Source organism: Mesorhizobium sp. CA15, assembly GCF_020165215.1.
Classification (GTDB): domain Bacteria; phylum Pseudomonadota; class Alphaproteobacteria; order Rhizobiales; family Rhizobiaceae; genus Mesorhizobium.
Genome location: NZ_JAIUHQ010000017.1, coordinates 59,748 through 75,448 on the forward strand (window position 1 = coordinate 59,748; position 15,701 = coordinate 75,448).

16 protein-coding genes are annotated in these 15,701 nt (G+C 65.1%); 15 read left to right on the top strand and 1 reads right to left on the bottom strand.

Annotation, left to right across the window (positions count from 1 at the left end; all coding sequences use genetic code 11):
- Positions 1 to 315: 315 nt before the first annotated feature.
- The 13 genes from rpsF to LB515_RS23260 all read left to right on the top strand — a co-directional run bounded on the left by rpsF (position 316) and on the right by LB515_RS23260 (position 12,299).
- A complete protein-coding gene (gene rpsF / locus LB515_RS23200) occupies positions 316 to 801 on the top strand; it encodes a 30S ribosomal protein S6 (RefSeq protein ID WP_095767001.1) in 486 nt (161 codons plus the stop codon).
- Positions 801 to 1,049, top strand: coding sequence for a 30S ribosomal protein S18 (rpsR, locus tag LB515_RS23205; RefSeq protein ID WP_006203718.1), 249 nt, complete (start codon positions 801 to 803; stop codon positions 1,047 to 1,049). Before rpsF ends, rpsR begins: the two co-directional genes overlap by 1 nt.
- 217 nt (positions 1,050 to 1,266) lie before the next feature.
- A complete protein-coding gene (gene rplI / locus LB515_RS23210; protein WP_224709081.1) occupies positions 1,267 to 1,851 on the top strand; it encodes a 50S ribosomal protein L9 in 585 nt (194 codons plus the stop codon).
- Positions 1,852 to 2,082: 231 nt separating this feature from the next.
- On the top strand, positions 2,083 to 3,369 hold the full coding sequence (locus tag LB515_RS23215) for an SAM-dependent methyltransferase (protein WP_224709082.1): 1,287 nt from the start codon (positions 2,083 to 2,085) through the stop codon (positions 3,367 to 3,369).
- 68 nt (positions 3,370 to 3,437) lie between these two features.
- A complete protein-coding gene (locus LB515_RS23220; protein WP_224709083.1) occupies positions 3,438 to 3,761 on the top strand; it encodes a YnfA family protein in 324 nt (107 codons plus the stop codon).
- A gap of 1 nt (position 3,762) precedes the next feature.
- Positions 3,763 to 4,728 (top strand): small ribosomal subunit Rsm22 family protein, encoded by a 966-nt coding sequence (locus LB515_RS23225; RefSeq protein WP_224709084.1) that lies wholly within the window; start codon positions 3,763 to 3,765, stop codon positions 4,726 to 4,728.
- A gap of 572 nt (positions 4,729 to 5,300) precedes the next feature.
- Entirely contained in the window at positions 5,301 to 6,791 is a 1,491-nt protein-coding gene (locus LB515_RS23230; protein WP_095766996.1) for a replicative DNA helicase, read from the top strand.
- A gap of 22 nt (positions 6,792 to 6,813) precedes the next feature.
- Positions 6,814 to 7,419, top strand: coding sequence for a hypothetical protein (locus LB515_RS23235; RefSeq protein WP_224709085.1), 606 nt, complete (start codon positions 6,814 to 6,816; stop codon positions 7,417 to 7,419).
- The gene (gene radA, locus LB515_RS23240; RefSeq protein ID WP_224605532.1) at positions 7,419 to 8,822 is read left to right on the top strand and encodes a DNA repair protein RadA; all 1,404 of its coding nucleotides are present in this window, start codon (positions 7,419 to 7,421) and stop codon (positions 8,820 to 8,822) included. The genes LB515_RS23235 and radA overlap by 1 nt, the downstream gene beginning before the upstream one ends.
- 42 nt (positions 8,823 to 8,864) lie before the next feature.
- A complete protein-coding gene (locus LB515_RS23245; RefSeq protein WP_140636064.1) occupies positions 8,865 to 9,542 on the top strand; it encodes a CvpA family protein in 678 nt (225 codons plus the stop codon).
- A gap of 101 nt (positions 9,543 to 9,643) precedes the next feature.
- Positions 9,644 to 11,125, top strand: a complete 1,482-nt coding sequence (purF, locus tag LB515_RS23250) for an amidophosphoribosyltransferase (protein ID WP_224544086.1) — start codon at positions 9,644 to 9,646, stop codon at positions 11,123 to 11,125.
- 59 nt (positions 11,126 to 11,184) lie between these two features.
- Complete coding sequence (locus LB515_RS23255; protein WP_224709086.1) at positions 11,185 to 11,928, top strand: SDR family NAD(P)-dependent oxidoreductase; 744 nt, start codon at positions 11,185 to 11,187, stop codon at positions 11,926 to 11,928.
- A gap of 146 nt (positions 11,929 to 12,074) precedes the next feature.
- The gene (locus tag LB515_RS23260) at positions 12,075 to 12,299 is read left to right on the top strand and encodes a hypothetical protein (RefSeq protein WP_041008353.1); all 225 of its coding nucleotides are present in this window, start codon (positions 12,075 to 12,077) and stop codon (positions 12,297 to 12,299) included.
- A gap of 14 nt (positions 12,300 to 12,313) precedes the next feature.
- Here LB515_RS23260 and LB515_RS23265 read toward each other — a convergent pair whose 3' ends face one another.
- The gene (locus tag LB515_RS23265) at positions 12,314 to 12,820 is read right to left on the bottom strand and encodes an OsmC family protein (protein ID WP_224709087.1); all 507 of its coding nucleotides are present in this window, start codon (positions 12,818 to 12,820) and stop codon (positions 12,314 to 12,316) included.
- A 319-nt stretch (positions 12,821 to 13,139) separates the two neighbouring features.
- On the opposite strand from LB515_RS23265, the gene LB515_RS23270 reads away from it, so the two are divergent.
- Complete coding sequence (locus tag LB515_RS23270; RefSeq protein ID WP_224709088.1) at positions 13,140 to 14,636, top strand: S10 family peptidase; 1,497 nt, start codon at positions 13,140 to 13,142, stop codon at positions 14,634 to 14,636.
- A gap of 139 nt (positions 14,637 to 14,775) precedes the next feature.
- Positions 14,776 to 15,672: a DMT family transporter gene (locus LB515_RS23275; RefSeq protein ID WP_224709089.1), complete on the top strand. Its 897-nt coding sequence runs from the start codon at positions 14,776 to 14,778 to the stop codon at positions 15,670 to 15,672.
- Positions 15,673 to 15,701: the final 29 nt, after the last annotated feature.

Consider the following 15,701-nt stretch of genomic DNA (forward strand, 5'->3'; position numbering starts at 1 on the left):
CGATCTGTCGTGTAAACGAAACGGCCGGTTCGCAGGTCCGCGGCATCGACGACGCAGGCCGGGACTTGCCTTCCTGGCGAATTGCTATATAGACCCGCGCAATCTGCCGGTCCTTGCTGGGGGCTGAACGGAGGGCCGTGGCCTTTTCGAAGGTCGCGACACGAAGCCGGAAGGGCTTCCAGCCTCCCGTGTCTCCGCTCTCGACCGTCTCGTGATGCTCCTTTCTTCCCCGCTCTTTCGCGAACGGGTCAGACAAGTTGCAGAGGCTTAGCCGCGAGGGCCGGTGAGAGAAACGAAGAAAGGCACTTAAACATAATGGCTCTTTACGAACATGTGTTTCTTGCCCGGCAGGACCTGTCGCAACAGCAGGTTGATGCGCTTGTCGAACAGTACAAGGGCGTCATCACGGCGAATGGCGGCTCGGTCGGCCGGATCGAGAACTGGGGACTGAAGTCCCTCACCTACCGGGTCAAGAAGAACCGGAAGGCTTACTATACGCTGATGGACATCACCTGCCCGCCGGCCGCGCTCAACGAAATGGAGCGCCAGATGGGCCTGTCGGAAGACGTCCTTCGCTTCCTCACCATCAAGGTGGAAGCGCATGAGGAAGGCGCCTCGGCGATGATGCAGAAGCGCGAAGAGCGCTCCGAGCGCGGCGGCTTCGGCGACCGCGACCGTGGCCCGCGTTCGTTCGGCGACCGCGACCGCGGTGACCGCGGCCCGCGTTCGTTCGGCGACCGTGACGGCGGCGACCGTGGCCCGCGCCGTCCGCGCGAAGGCGTTGAAGGAGGTGCAGAATAATGGTCGACATCAACCAGATCCCGACCCGGCGCCCCTTCCACCGCCGCCGCAAGACCTGCCCGTTCTCCGGCGCCAACGCGCCCAAGATCGACTACAAGGACGTGCGTCTCCTGCAGCGCTACATTTCCGAACGCGGCAAGATCGTGCCCTCGCGCATCACCGCCGTCAGCCAGAAGAAGCAGCGCGAGCTCGCCAAGGCGATCAAGCGCGCCCGCTTCCTCGGCCTGCTGCCCTACGTGGTTCGCTGAGGCCTGAAAGTTCGATGCGGGCGCTTGGCGCCCGCATCCCCACCCACGGCGACGGGCGCCGCGGTTCAAGTCAAATCCCGAGTTGGGGCCGGATGGCCTCTAACTGCCAAGACAGGCAGGACAGCGACAAGAGCGGCGAGCGCCGCAAAGAGCTTCCTGACCTGTTCCAGATCATTGCGCCAGCCTTCCGGCCGGCGCCAACCGAAGGAACGAAACCATGGAAGTCATTCTCCTCGAGCGCATTTCCCGCCTCGGCCAGATGGGCGAGACCGTCAAGGTCAAGGACGGATTCGCCCGCAATTTCCTGCTGCCGCAGGGCAAGGCGCTGCGCGCCAACGAAGCCAACAAGAAGAAGTTCGAGGGCCAGCGCGCCCAGCTCGAAGCCCGCAACCTGGAGCGTAAGTCGGAGGCCATGCAGGTCGCCGAGAAGCTCGACGGCAAGAGCTTCATCGTGGTGCGCTCGGCCGGCGAGACCGGTCAGCTCTACGGCTCGGTGTCGACCCGCGACATCGCTGATCTGCTGATCGCCGAAGGCTTCACCGTCAACCGCAACCAGGTCGAGCTCAACCAGCCGATCAAGACCATCGGCCTCTCCAACGTGGTGATCGCGCTGCATCCGGAAGTCGAGGTCACAGTGACGCTCAACGTCGCCCGTTCGGCCGACGAGGCGGAGCGCCAGGCCAAGGGCGAGACGCTGACCACCGCCGAAGCGATCTATGGCGAGGACATCAACGACAACGCCCGGCCGGAGAATTTCTTCGACCCGAACGCCGAATTCGAAGGCGGCGAAGAGAACGCCTGATCGGTATATCCTCCGAAGCGTCGCTTCGGTTCGCAGACGTCCAGGATTTCTGGACCAACGCCCGGGTCTTCGACCCGGGCTTTTTTGTGCCAAAAGGAACTTTTCGACACCCCATATCTTGTGCACATTACAGCGTGGCGCGTCGATTGGACGCGGGCGAAGCGCCGTGGCATTTTCGATCTGGCATTCCAGTCCGATTACCGGGTGATCCGACTGAGGGGACATTTGGTCATGAATATCCTGTTGAAACACGTTCTCGAACGCCTGGTGCGGGCCGGCGACCTCAAGGTGACGGGGCCGAAGGGCGCGACGCACAAGTTCGGCGACGGCAGCGGCGAGCCGGTGCATATCCACATCAAGACCACGCATGCCGAGCGCGCCATCACCTTCGATCCGATGCTGGCGGTGCCCGAAGCCTATATGGACGGCGAGCTCGACGTGATCGAGGGCGGCGTTCTCGGCCTGATGCGCATCGCGTTCCAGAACATGGGATCGAGCGGCATCGACGTGACCTGGTCGAAGGCGATCGAGGGGCTGCGCCATGCCTTCCGCCGGCTACAGCAGATCAACACCGCTGCGCGCTCGCGCCGCAACGTCCAACGCCACTACGATCTCTCGGGCGAGCTCTACAAGCTCTTCCTCGACGAGGACATGCAGTATTCCTGCGCCTATTTCGAGCAGCCCGACATGACGCTCGACGAGGCGCAGCTTGCCAAGAAGCGCCACATCGCCGCCAAGCTGCGGCTCAAGGCCGGCCAGACGGTGCTCGACATCGGCTCCGGCTGGGGCGGGCTGGGCCTCTATCTCGCCAAGGTCTTCGACGTCGACGTGCAGGGCGTCACCCTCTCCACCGAACAGCATGGCGTCGCCACCGATCGAGCGCATGCGCAGGGCCTGCAGGACCGCGTGCATTTCGAACTCAAGGATTATCGCCACATCAACGAACGTTTCGACCGCATCGTCTCGGTCGGCATGTTCGAGCATGTCGGCGTCAATCACTACCGCACCTTCTTCGACAAGGCCGCGACGCTGCTCAAGCCCGACGGCGTGATGCTGCTCCATACAATCGGCCGTTCCGGCGTGCCGTGGGCGACCAGCGCCTTCGTCCGCAAATACATTTTCCCGGGCGGCTACATCCCTGCGATGTCGGAGGTGATGCCGGCGATCGAGAAGTCGGGCCTCGTCGTCACCGATATCGAAATCCTGCGGCTGCATTACGCCGACACGCTCAAGCATTGGGGCGAGCGCTTCGCCGCCAACCGCGACAAGGCGAAAGCGATCTATGACGAGCGCTTCTGCCGCATGTGGGAGTTCTATCTCGCCGCTTCCGAGGCCGCCTTCCGCTGGCAGGACCTGGTGATCTTCCAGTTGCAGATCGCCAAGAAGAACGACACGCTGCCGATGACGCGCGACTACATGGCCAAATGCGAGAAGGCGCTGGAGCTGCGCGATATCGGCCACCAGGAGCCGGCGGCGCCGGCGCCCTCCAAGCCGACCCGCCGCAAGAAGGTGGGGTAGCCGCGCAATGCCGCTTGCCATTGCGGCCTGACGCCACGAAAAAGGTCTCGTTCGCGAGACCTTTTTTCATGACCTACCTCATCTACACCGCAGCCGCTCTTGCCGAGATCGCCGGCTGCTTTTCGTTCTGGGCGTGGTGGCGGTTGGAGAAGTCGGCGCTCTGGCTTCTCCCCGGCCTCATCTCGCTGGCGCTGTTCGCGACGCTGCTGTCGCTGGTCGGCACGGATGCGGCGGGCCGCGCCTACGCCGCTTATGGCGGCATCTACATCGCCGCCTCGCTCGGCTGGCTGTGGCTGGTCGAAGGCGTGCGCCCCGACCGCTGGGATCTGGCCGGCGCTGCGGTCTGCATCGTCGGCGCCTCGGTCATCCTGCTTGCGCCGAGGGGAGCCTGAGATGGAACTGCCCGCCCCGCTCCGGCAAGGCGTCGACAGCCTCTTGGAGAACGTACCATTGCCGGCGCTGAAGCAGGCGGCGCGGACGCTCTCGGAGCGCTACCGCGCCGAGCTGCGCGACGGCCGCCTGCATATGGGCGAAGACATGGCCGTCAAGGCCTATCTGGCGACGCGGCTGCCCGCCACTTATGCCGCCGTGCGCGCCGGCCTTGATGCCCTGATCGAGGCTCGCCCCGACTTCCGGCCGGCGAGCCTGCTCGATGTCGGCGCTGGACCTGGCACCATGCTTTGGGCCACGACTGACGCCTGGCCTGAGCTGGAACGGGCGGTGCTGGTCGAGGCAAGCGCTGCCGTGCGCAGGATCGGCCAGGCGCTCGCGGAAGGCGCGATCACGGCCCGCGCCGACTGGATCGCCGGCGACGCGACCATCGATCTCGACGGCATCATGCCCGCCGACCTCGTCAGCGCCGCCTATGTGCTGGACGAGATCGTGCCTTTATCCCTGCCGAGCCTCATCGACCGCCTCTGGCGGCTCACGGTCGACACATTGCTCATCGTCGAGCCCGGCACGCCCGCCGGCTGGCAGCGCATCCTTGCCGCGCGCCGCCAACTGATTGCGGCCGGCGCGCATGTTTCGGCACCCTGCCCGCACGCGGCGCCCTGCCCGCTTGCTCCGCCCGACTGGTGCCATTTCGCGCGCCGCGTCGCCCGTTCGCGCCTGCATCGCCTGGTCAAGGAGGCCGAGGTGCCATGGGAGGACGAGAAGTTCATCTACCTCGCCGCCTCCCGGCAGCCGGCGCCGGCGCATTCGGCGCGGGTGATCGCGCCGCCAAAGGGGGGCTCCGGCAAGGTGGTGCTAAAACTCTGCCAACCGGACGGCAGCGCCGGCGAGCGCCTGTTCAGCAAGCGCGACGGCGAGTTGTTCAAGGCGGCGCGACGGGCTGACTGGGGCGACACGCTGGGCTGAGGGAGCGTAGGCTCGAGGAGGAAGAAGCGCCGGTCGCTACTTCGACGATTAGCCGAAGCGCCCGAGCTTCGTCATCCACGGGCGGAGCGGGAGCGAAGCGGACGCGTAGACCCGAAGATCCATTCCGTGACGTTGCGCGAAGAATGAAGGCCGCGCAGAACGGAGCTTGTTCTGGCTCGCCGCGACGCTCACAGGTCACGGAATGGATCCTCGGGTCTGCGCGCGTCGCTTCGCTCCTTGCTCCGCCCGTGGATGACGAAGCTCGGGCGCCCCGGCCAATCTCGAGCGTCCGCGATTCTCTGCGCGAGCGGATGCGGCGGATCGGTTGTGAGTGAGCGTTCGACGACAATCGGTCGCCCGAATGTTCTTGCTTCGTTCCAAATTTGCAACTAAGAATGGCCGCTTGCCGAGTCAACCGGAATCAGGCCCCCGGAATACTGTCCTGTGGATGGTTTGCCGATCCTGTGAACACTGGGGCGTCAAGCTGGTTGGACCGAGGGTGTTGCAGAAAGGTCAGCATCGAATCTTCCCGTTCTGATATCGAGGACAGCGGGATCGAAACCGGGGATATCATGGCAGAGGCGGCACTGAAATTCGGCGCGGCGGAAACGCCGCTCTATCGCGAGGCACCGAACAACATCGAGGCCGAGCAGGCGCTGCTCGGCGCCATCCTCGTCAACAACGACGCCTTCTATCGTGTCTCCGATTTCTTGAAGCCGGCGCATTTCTACGAGCCGCTGCACCGCCGCATCTTCGAGATCGCGGCCGAGCTCATCCGCATGGGCAAGATCGCGACGCCGATCACGCTCAAGACCTTCCTGCCGGCCGACGAGAAGGTCGGCGACATGACGGTGGCGCAATATGTCGTGCGCCTCGCCGTCGAGGCCGTCACCGTCGTCAACGCCACCGATTATGGCCGCGCCATCTACGACCTTGCGACGCGCCGCGCGCTGATCACCGTCGGCGAGGACATGGTCAATATCGCCTATGACGCGCCGGTCGACATGTCGCCGTCCGATCAGATCGAGGACGCCGAGCGGCGGCTGTTCGAGCTTGCCGAAACCGGCCGCTATGATGGCGGCTTCGAGAGCTTCAACGATGCGGTCAAGACCGCCGTCGACATGGCCAACGCCGCCTATATGCGTGACGGCCACCTGTCGGGCATCGCCACCGGACTGCGCGACCTCGATCGCCGCATGGGCGGCCTGCAGCCCTCCGACCTGATCGTGCTCGCCGGACGTCCGGGCATGGGCAAGACCTCGTTGGCCACCAACATCGCCTTCAACATTGCCGAGGCTTACGTTCCGGCGCAGCAAGCCGATGGCAGCTTCAAGGCCGCCAATGGCGGCGTCGTCGGCTTCTTCTCGCTCGAAATGTCGTCGGAGCAGCTGGCCACCCGCATCATCTCCGAGCAGACCGAGATCTCGTCCTCGAAGATCCGCCGCGGCGAGATCACCGAGATGGATTTCGAAAAACTGGTCGCCTGCTCGCAGACGATGCAGAAGATCCCGCTGTTCATCGACCAGACCGGCGGTATCTCGATCGCGCAGCTTTCCGCCCGCGCGCGGCGTCTGAAGCGCCAGCGCGGCCTCGACCTCATCGTCATCGACTATATCCAGCTGATGCAGGGCTCCTCCGCGCGCGCCTCGCAGAACCGCGTGCAGGAAATCACCGAGATCACCACGGGCCTGAAGGCTCTGGCCAAGGAGCTCGGCGTGCCGATCATCGCGCTGTCGCAGCTGTCGCGTCAGGTCGAAAGCCGCGACGACAAGCGCCCGCAGCTCTCGGACCTGCGCGAATCCGGCTCCATCGAGCAGGACGCCGACGTGGTGCTGTTCGTCTATCGCGAGGAATATTACCTCAAGAACCGCGAGCCGAAGCTCGGCACCGAGGAATACATCAAGTGGGAAAACGAGATGAACGAGGCGCGCGGCAAGGCCGAGTGCATCATCGCCAAGCAGCGCCACGGACCGACCGGTACCGTCAGCCTGGCCTTCCACGGCGAATTCACGCGGTTCTCGGATCTGGCGGAAGAGCATCATCTGCCGGAGAGGTTCGAGTAGCGTTTTGTTTGGGGGTAGCTGATTGGACTTCAGCGATATCTATCAACGGATGAAGTTTAAGGCGTACGAAATCTCTAAAGAGGAGCGCATTCAACTTACTGATTATCTGAAATCAGCTGGATCAACTTCTCAAGTGGAGTCGCACGCCGCTTTGCTGGTGTTCTGCTATTCGAGCGATCCGGTAGCCGAGAATGTGAAATTGGTGAGGAAATTCCTTGCCAAGCAAACTGACGACTACGCCCGCGCCGCGGCGGTGACCGGCCTATATCGGATCTGGCGCTTGGGAGCCCCCTCGGACATCGACGATCTACTAGGCGTTTTGGCGCTTTGGTCAGTGGAGTCTCGGTACGACACGTCTATCGCCGCGATCGGGTGTGCATTTCTTCTCATGCACCTGCTGCAGAATCAGCGTCTCTCCTTCGCACTTGGACGCTTGTTGGAAACATTGCACGAAGAAGTCAGGCGTGAGAACGATTTGGCGGTCGGTTTGTTCAGGTATGCATGTTTGTCGGCATACGACAATTGGGCTCAGAGCAACGGACAGCGCCGCACTCATTTCGACACGATTGAAGAGGCCTTGCCGGTTTATTGGGATCGCCAGAAATACTTGTTGGAATCGATGAATTAATGGCCAAATCACGCGTTCAGTTCATCTGCCAGAATTGCGGCTCGGTGCATCAGCGCTGGGCCGGCAAATGCGATGCCTGCGGCGAGTGGAACACGCTGGTCGAGGAAGGCACGTCCGGCGGCATCGGCTCGGGGCCGGCCAACGCGCGCAACGCCCGCAAAGGGCGTGCCGTGGTGCTGACCAGCCTGTCGGGCGACATCGAGGACGCGCCGCGCATCGTGTCGGGCATCGGCGAGCTCGACCGCGCCACCGGCGGCGGCTTCGTGCGCGGCTCGGCCCTTCTGGTCGGCGGCGATCCCGGCATCGGCAAGTCGACGCTCTTGACGCAGGCAGCCGCCGCGCTCGCCTCGAAAGGCCACCGCATTGTCTATGTCTCGGGCGAGGAAGCCGTGGCGCAGATCAGGCTGAGAGCGCAGCGCCTCGGCGTCGCCTCGACGCCGGTCGAGCTTGCGGCCGAAACCAATGTCGAGGACATCCTGGCGACCATCGCCGACGGCAAGCGGCCGGACCTCGTCATCCTCGATTCCATTCAGACGCTGTGGACGGACCTTGCCGATTCGGCGCCGGGCACCGTCACCCAAGTGCGCGCCGCCGCCCAGGCGATGATCCGCTACGCGAAATCCACAGGCGCGGCGATCGTGCTCGTTGGCCATGTCACCAAGGAAGGCCAGATCGCCGGCCCTCGCGTCGTCGAGCACATGGTCGACGGCGTGCTCTACTTCGAGGGCGAAGGCAATCACCACTTCCGCATCCTGCGCACGGTGAAGAACCGCTTTGGGCCGACCGACGAGATCGGCGTGTTCGAAATGTCGGACAAGGGGCTGCGCGAGGTTTCCAATCCATCCGAGCTTTTCCTCGGCGAACGCCACGCAAAGTCGCCGGGCGCCGCGGTTTTCGCCGGCATGGAAGGCACGAGGCCGGTGCTGGTCGAGATCCAGGCGCTTGTCGCGCCTTCCTCGCTCGGCACGCCGCGCCGCGCCGTCGTCGGCTGGGACGGCGCGCGGCTGTCGATGGTGCTCGCCGTGCTGGAGGCGCATTGCGGCGTCCGCTTCGGCCAGCACGACGTCTATCTCAACGTCGCCGGCGGCTATCGGATCTCGGAGCCGGCGGCCGATCTCGCGGTCGCCGCGGCGCTGGTTTCGTCACTCACCGGTCTTGCCCTTCCCGCCGATTGCGTCTATTTCGGCGAAATCAGCCTATCGGGCGCCGTGAGGCCGGTTGCGCATGCGCAGCAGCGCCTCAAGGAAGCCGAAAAGCTGGGTTTTGGAAGCGCGGTGCTGCCGCTCGGCAGCGAGGAACTTGCCGGGGGGATCGGGGCCGGCGCTTTCCAGCCCACCGAGCTTGCCGACCTTGTGGCGCGCATAGCCGGCTCACGGCGCGGTCGTGCCGACGACGGGGAGTGATGCGGCTCGTCGGGCCGTAAGACAGGAAGTGGGGCGAGAACCATGCCGATTACGCTGCTAGACGGAATCCTCGTCGGCTTCACCCTGGTCTCAGCAATGCTCGCCATGGTGCGCGGCTTCTCCCGCGAAGTGCTCTCGGTGGTTTCCTGGGCGGCGGCGGCGGCGGCGGCTTTCTTCTTCTACAAGCCGGTCCTGCCCTATGTTCAGCCCTATGTCGACAACGACAAGATCGCGATGGCGGCTTCGGCGGGCATCGTCTTCCTCATCGCGCTGATCGTCGTCTCCGTCATCACCATGAAGCTCGCCGACTGGATCATCGATTCGCGCATCGGCGCGCTCGACCGCACGCTCGGCTTTCTCTATGGCGCGGCGCGCGGCATCCTGGTGGTCGCGGTGGCGCTGCTGTTCTTCAACTGGCTGGCCGGCGCCAAGGCGCCTGCCTGGATCGCCAACGCCAAGTCGCGGCCGTTGCTGGAGACGATCGGCGCCAAGCTCGAAAGCGTGCTGCCGGAAAACACCGAGGAACTGGTCAACAAATACACCCATAAGGGCACGCCGCAGGCCGGCGCACCGGCCACGACTGACCAGCCCGCGGCCGAGCCTCCAGCAGGCGACGACAACGCGCCGGCGCCAGACGACAGCGAGGGCGAGGCGCCTGCCGACAACGAGCCGGCGCCGGCCACGCCAGCGCCCGCCCCGGCTCCAGCGCCGGCAAACTGATTGCGGGCCGGCTTGGCGCCGGTTGTGAATGCAAAAAAGCGTGCGTTGCGTTCGGCGAGAGATCGCCTTATATGGCGGCTTTAGCGGAGCTTGAGCACCAGATGGCAGACTCAACGGCAGATGAAGGCAAGGTCCTTTCCGCCGAGGCCGACGATCATTTTCATGACGAATGCGGCGTGTTCGGCATCTTCGGCCGGCAGGACGCGGCGGCCATCGTCACACTCGGCCTTCATGCCCTGCAGCATCGTGGCCAGGAAGCGGCCGGCATCGTCTCCTATGACGGCACCCAGTTCCACGTCGAACGCCATGTCGGCCTGATCGGCGATACCTTCACCAAACAGCGCGTCATCGACAGCCTGCAAGGCAACCGCGCGATCGGCCACACGCGCTACGCCACCACCGGCGGCGCCGGGCTGCGCAACATCCAGCCCTTCTTCGCCGAGCTCGCGGAAGGCGGTCTTGCCGTGGCCCACAACGGCAACCTCACCAACGCGCTCACCGTGCAGCGCGCGCTGCAGAAGCAGGGCTCGATCTTCTCCTCGACCTCCGACACAGAGACGCTGCTGCATCTGGTCGCGACCAGCAAGGAGCGCGATTTGAATTCGCGTTTCATCGATGCGATCCGCCAGGTCGAAGGCGCCTTCTCGCTGGTGGCGATGACCGCCAAGAAGATGATCGGCTGCCGCGATCCGCTCGGCATCCGCCCGCTGGTGCTTGGCGACCTCGACGGCGCCTGGATCCTCGCTTCCGAAACCTGCGCGCTCGACATTATCGGCGCCCGCTTCGTGCGCGACATCAAGCCCGGCGAGATGGTGGTGGTCACCGCGAAGGGCATCGAAAGCATCTTCCCGTTCGAGCCGCAGAAGACGCGCTTCTGCATCTTCGAATATGTCTATTTCGCGCGGCCGGATTCCTCGGTCGAAGGCCGCAACGTCTATGATGTGAGGAAGCGCATTGGCGCGGAACTCGCGCAGGAAAGCCCGGTCGAGGCCGACATCGTCGTGCCGGTGCCGGATTCCGGCACGCCGGCCGCGATCGGCTTCTCCCAGGCCGCCGGCATTCCCTTCGAGCTCGGCATCATCCGCAATCACTATGTCGGCCGCACCTTCATCCAACCAGGCGATTCCATCCGCCACATGGGCGTGAAGCTCAAGCACAACGCCAACCGCCGCATGATCGAGGGCAAGCGCGTGGTGCTGGTCGACGATTCGATCGTGCGCGGCACCACCAGCCAGAAGATCGTGCAGATGGTGCGCGACGCCGGCGCCAGGGAAGTGCATATGCGCATCGCCTCGCCGCCGACCAGCGCGTCCTGCTTCTACGGCGTCGACACGCCGGAGAAGTCGAAGCTGCTTGCGTCGCGCATGTCGGTCGAGGAGATGGCGGAGTTCATCCGCGTCGATTCGCTCGGCTTCCTGTCGATCGACGGGCTCTACCGCGCCGTCGGCGAGGCCGGCCGCGACAACGACCAGCCGCAATTCTGCGACGCCTGCTTCACGGGACAGTACCCCACCCGCCTGCTCGACTTCGAAGGCCACGACAATGTGCGCACGCTGTCGCTGCTGGCGAGCGGCGGGGCGTAGGGCGCCCGGACTATCAATTGCCTTCGCCGAGCTGTTTCGCGCCTTATGGAATCTCTCACATGACCCTCGACCTTTCCGGCCGCGTGGCGGTCGTAACCGGCGCCTCGCGCGGCATCGGCTATTTCATCGCCAGGGAGCTGGCCGCAGCAGGCGCGCATGTGATCGCGGTGGCGCGCACGGTCGGCGGGCTGGAAGAGCTGGACGACCAGATCAAGGCCGATGGCCGCGGCCAGGCGACGCTGGTGCCGCTCGATCTTGCCGACATGGCCGGCATCGACCGGCTGGGCGGCGCGATCCATGAGCGCTGGGGCAAGCTCGATATCCTGGTCGCCAATGCCGGCGTGCTCGGCGTCATCTCGCCGATCGGCCATGTCGAGGCCAAGACCTTCGAGAAGGTGATGACCATCAACGTGACGGCGACCTGGCGGCTGATCCGCTCGGTCGATCCGCTGCTCAGGCTCTCCGACGCCGGCCGCGCCATCATCCTGTCGTCCAATGCGGCGCATTCGGCGCGCGCCTTCTGGGCGCCCTACGCGGCCTCGAAAGCGGCGGTCGAAACGATGATGCGTTCCTGGGCACATGAAACCGAGAGCCTGCCGCTGAGGGTGAACGCCGCCGATCCGGGCGCAACCCGCACCGCAATGCGGGCGCAGGCCATGCCCGGCGAAGACCCGGAGACGCTGCCGCATCCGTCCGAGATCGCCAAGCGCATCGTGCCCCTGGCAAGCCCGGAACTGAAGGAAACCGGCCTGATCTTCCAGGCCAAGCACAACCGCTTCGTCGCCTACCGGCAGCCGGAATAAAGCCTGGGTGCCTGAGGCGTCGCGACCCCTCTATTCACGGGTCTGTGAACGGGGCGGCGAAAGCGTGTGCCGCCTCGCTGCTTTCGCTGCTCCATGGGAGTTGCTAGGATCGGCCCGACTCCGACATTTCAAAGCGAGGAATTCCCATGGCTGCTACTCCCAGCGTAGCGTTGGTCTGGTATCTGGTGATCGCCGGCCCGCAGGGCGGCATGGTGGTGCTGCCCAGCACCTTCGACACCCGCGAACAATGCACCAACGCCATCACCGAATATCAGAAGCAGCCGACCCCTCAGGGCTGGGCCGTGCAATGCGTGCCGAGCGCCTCGCCGTTTACCGATGAAGGGGATGCGGAAACGCCCTCGGCGCAGTAGCGCGAGGGGTCGTTTCAGCGCCGCGCGCTCACGCTCAACGCCGGCTTGTTGTTGATCGTCTGGAACACCACGCAGTAGCGCTCGGTGAGTTTGATGAGCGAATCGATGCGCTCTTGCGGCTCGTCGGTGTCGAGATCGAATTTCAGTCTTATCTCGCGGAAGCCGACCGGCGCGTCGCGGGCGACACCCAGCGTGCCGCGAAAATCGAGATCGCCCTCGGCCTCGACGGTAGCGTTGCCGAGCTTGAACTCCAAGGCGGTCGCCACCGCTTTCAGCGTCACGCCGGCGCAGGCGACCAGCGCTTCCAGCAGCATGTCTCCCGAGCACAGCTCGAGGCCCGAGCCGCCGGTGGCCGGATGAAGCCCGGCGACAGCAAGCGCCCTACCGGTCTCCACCTTGCAGGCGATCGACTGGTCGTCGAGCGTGCCACGGGCTCTCAGCGTGATCAGCGCTCGCGCGGCGTCCTCGCGATAGGCGTCCTTCAGCGGAGCCTGCATGGCCTTGAGGGCGGTGGAGTCCATTGTGTTGTCCTTCCGATCAGCCTTTGATGCCTTGATACCACTGATATGCCGGCGGGACAGCGCCCCCCTCTGTCCTGCCGGACATCTCCCCCTCCTGGGGGGAGATTGGCAGCTTCTCCGGCGGCGCCCTTTCTGCAGCGCGTGGGAGATTAGCGAGCGTGGGAGAATGACGAAGGCCGACGCGACATCTGATCTCCCCCCTTGAGGGGGAGATGCCCGGCAGGGCAGAGGGGGCGCGAAGGATCGCAACGTTTGCGATTGTTGTTTTGACTTCGCACGCCCAGGCCATACCTATTCCGAGACCATTTCCGGAGCCCACATGCGATCCAAGCTCGTCTCCCTCGTCCTGCTGGCGCTCGCCGCCTTCGCTCAGCCCACCTTCGCCGAAGCACCCGAGCGTCCAGCCCCGACCGGCGGCGTGCTGTCGCTGTTGCCGCCTCCGCAGGTGACAGAGCATTCGATCACGCTCGGTGGGCGCAAGCTGGATTACCAGGCCAAGGCCGGCACGCTGTCGCTGCTATCCGGCAAGGGCGAGGTGACGGCCGAGATCTTCTATGTCGCCTACTCGCAGCAGTCGCCCGCCCCGGCGAAGGAGCGGCCGATCACCTTTGTCTTCAACGGCGGGCCCGGTGCTGCGTCGGCTTACCTGCATCTCGGCGCGATCGGGCCGCGCATCGTCGAGACCGCTGCCGACGGCGAGTTCCTGCGGCCGCCGCAGAAGCTCATCGACAACCCCGACAGCTGGCTCGACATAAGCGATCTCGTCTTCGTCGATCCGGTCGGCACCGGCTACAGCCGCGAAGCGCCGGGGCACGAGCCGAAGGAATTCTGGAGCGTCGATGCCGACGCCAGCTCGGTCGGCGCCTTCATCCGCCTTTATCTGGCGCAGAACGGCCGCACCGGATCGCCGCTGTTCCTTGCCGGCGAGAGCTATGGCGGCTTTCGCGCCGCGCTGCTTGCCCGCACGCTGCAGGAGGATGTCGGCCTCAGCCCCAGCGGCATCGTGCTGATCTCGCCGGCGCTGGAATTCATGCTGGTGCGGCCCGACCAGTTCGACCAGCTGCACTGGGCGCTGGAGCTGCCTTCGCTGGCGGCAACGCGGCTGAAGGGCGACGGCGTGAGCGGCGACGCGTTGCGCGACAGGCTGGCCGAGGTCGAGCATTATGCGCTCGGCGATTACCTGACGGCGCTGAACAGCGGACTGGAGCAAGGCAGCAAGCTCGCCAGCGGGCGCATTTCGGAGATCACCGGCCTGCCGCTGGAGCTCGTCCAGCACAATTTCGCCCGCATCCCCATCGGGCTTTTCGCCAAGGAATTCCAGCGCGCCACCGGCAAGGTTCTGAGCCCCTACGACGCCACCATCGGCACTGCCGACATCGCGCCGCAAAGCGCCCGTGAGGCCGGCCCCGACCCGGTGCTCGACCGCAGCGTTCCGGTGCTGACCTCCGCCTTCGTCGCTTACGCCCGCGACGAGCTCAACTACCGCACCGACGTCAGCTACCGGCTGCTCAATGGCGAGGTCAGCCGCAGCTGGGATTACGGCACATCAGGCCAAGGCTATGCCGGTGTGATGAACGACCTGCAGCGCGCCCGCTCGCTCAACCCGGCGCTGGGTGTCGTCATCGTCAACGGCTATACCGACCTTGTCACCCCCTATCTCGCCTCGCGCTATCTGGTGAACCAGCTTCCTTCGCTGTCAGATGCCAAGCCGATCCGGCTCGACGTCGTCGAGGGCGGCCATATGATGTATCTGCGGCCGGACGGGCGGCGCGCGCTGAAGGATGCGGCATCGGAGCTCTATCAGGCGACGCAGTAGCCCCGACCGGCCTCCGGCGAACGGCCTGCGCCAACGCAAGCGCTGCGCTGGAGCAGCGCAGTGCAAGCTTTCGCCCCTATAGCTGGAGCAACGGTCCCGACCGGGGCGGAACCGCCTCACGCAAACACGCTGAGCCCTTATGGCCGATGTCGTCATCCTGGAAAGCCGCGAAAGGGTGCTGGCCGGCATCCTGTTCACGGCCGCGGCCTATTTCCTGTTTTCGGCGCAGGATGCCTCGATCAAGCTCCTCGTCGCTGGCATGACGGTCTGGCAGATCATGTTCGTCCGCTCGATCACCGTGCTCGTCGCCTGCGGCGCGGTCGGCGGCAGGCGGCTGTTCGCCGACACGATCGATTCGCCGATCGTCAGGCCGATGCTGGTGCGCAGCGCCTTCACGCTCGCCGCCTGGCTTTGCTACTACAACGCCGCGCGCTCGCTGCAGCTTGCCGAGCTCACCACCATCTATTACGCCGCGCCGATCATCGTCACCGTGCTGTCCGTGCTGATCCTGGGCGAGACGGTGCCGCTGCTGCGCTGGCTGGCGGTGTTCATCGGCTTCGTCGGCGTCTTCATCGCCTGCGATCCGACCCGGCTCGGCTTCTCCGTGCCGGTGCTCCTGGTGCTGGCAGCGGCCGTCCTTTGGGGGATCGCCGTGGTGCTGCTGCGCAAGACGGCGCTGCAGGAGCGCACGACGATCCAGCTCGTGCTCAACAATTTCTATTTCCTGCTCTTCTCGGCCGTGCCGGCGCTGCTTTGGTGGCGCATGCCCGATTGGCGGCAGCTTCTTTTGCTTGTCAGCGTCGGGGCACTCGGCGGGGTGGCGCAATATGCGCTGTTCGAAGGCATGAAGCGCGCGCCGGTGTCGATTATTGCGCCGTTCGAATACACCTCGCTGGTCTGGGCCTTCGCGCTGGGCTACGCCATCTGGGGCGACGTGCCGCGCACGGAAGTGTTCATGGGCGCGGCGCTGATCATCGGCGCCGGCCTGCTCATCGTCGGCAACGAGCATTTCCGCAGACGGGAGCAGGCCTCATGACGGAAGGCTGTCAGGAGCAACTGGGTAGG

Bases quoted from the DNA above. Each gene is read 5' to 3' on its own strand.
- rpsF (WP_095767001.1), top strand. From the start codon at position 316: ATGGCTCTTTACGAACATGTGTTTCTTGCCCGGCAGGACCTGTCGCAA.
- rpsR (WP_006203718.1), top strand. From the start codon at position 801: ATGGTCGACATCAACCAGATCCCGACCCGGCGCCCCTTCCACCGCCGC.
- rplI (WP_224709081.1), top strand. From the start codon at position 1,267: ATGGAAGTCATTCTCCTCGAGCGCATTTCCCGCCTCGGCCAGATGGGC.
- LB515_RS23215 (WP_224709082.1), top strand. From the start codon at position 2,083: ATGAATATCCTGTTGAAACACGTTCTCGAACGCCTGGTGCGGGCCGGC.
- LB515_RS23220 (WP_224709083.1), top strand. From the start codon at position 3,438: ATGACCTACCTCATCTACACCGCAGCCGCTCTTGCCGAGATCGCCGGC.
- LB515_RS23225 (WP_224709084.1), top strand. From the start codon at position 3,763: ATGGAACTGCCCGCCCCGCTCCGGCAAGGCGTCGACAGCCTCTTGGAG.
- LB515_RS23230 (WP_095766996.1), top strand. From the start codon at position 5,301: ATGGCAGAGGCGGCACTGAAATTCGGCGCGGCGGAAACGCCGCTCTAT.
- radA (WP_224605532.1), top strand. From the start codon at position 7,419: ATGGCCAAATCACGCGTTCAGTTCATCTGCCAGAATTGCGGCTCGGTG.
- LB515_RS23245 (WP_140636064.1), top strand. From the start codon at position 8,865: ATGCCGATTACGCTGCTAGACGGAATCCTCGTCGGCTTCACCCTGGTC.
- purF (WP_224544086.1), top strand. From the start codon at position 9,644: ATGGCAGACTCAACGGCAGATGAAGGCAAGGTCCTTTCCGCCGAGGCC.
- LB515_RS23255 (WP_224709086.1), top strand. From the start codon at position 11,185: ATGACCCTCGACCTTTCCGGCCGCGTGGCGGTCGTAACCGGCGCCTCG.
- LB515_RS23260 (WP_041008353.1), top strand. From the start codon at position 12,075: ATGGCTGCTACTCCCAGCGTAGCGTTGGTCTGGTATCTGGTGATCGCC.
- LB515_RS23265 (WP_224709087.1), bottom strand. From the start codon at position 12,820: ATGGACTCCACCGCCCTCAAGGCCATGCAGGCTCCGCTGAAGGACGCC.
- LB515_RS23270 (WP_224709088.1), top strand. From the start codon at position 13,140: ATGCGATCCAAGCTCGTCTCCCTCGTCCTGCTGGCGCTCGCCGCCTTC.
- LB515_RS23275 (WP_224709089.1), top strand. From the start codon at position 14,776: ATGGCCGATGTCGTCATCCTGGAAAGCCGCGAAAGGGTGCTGGCCGGC.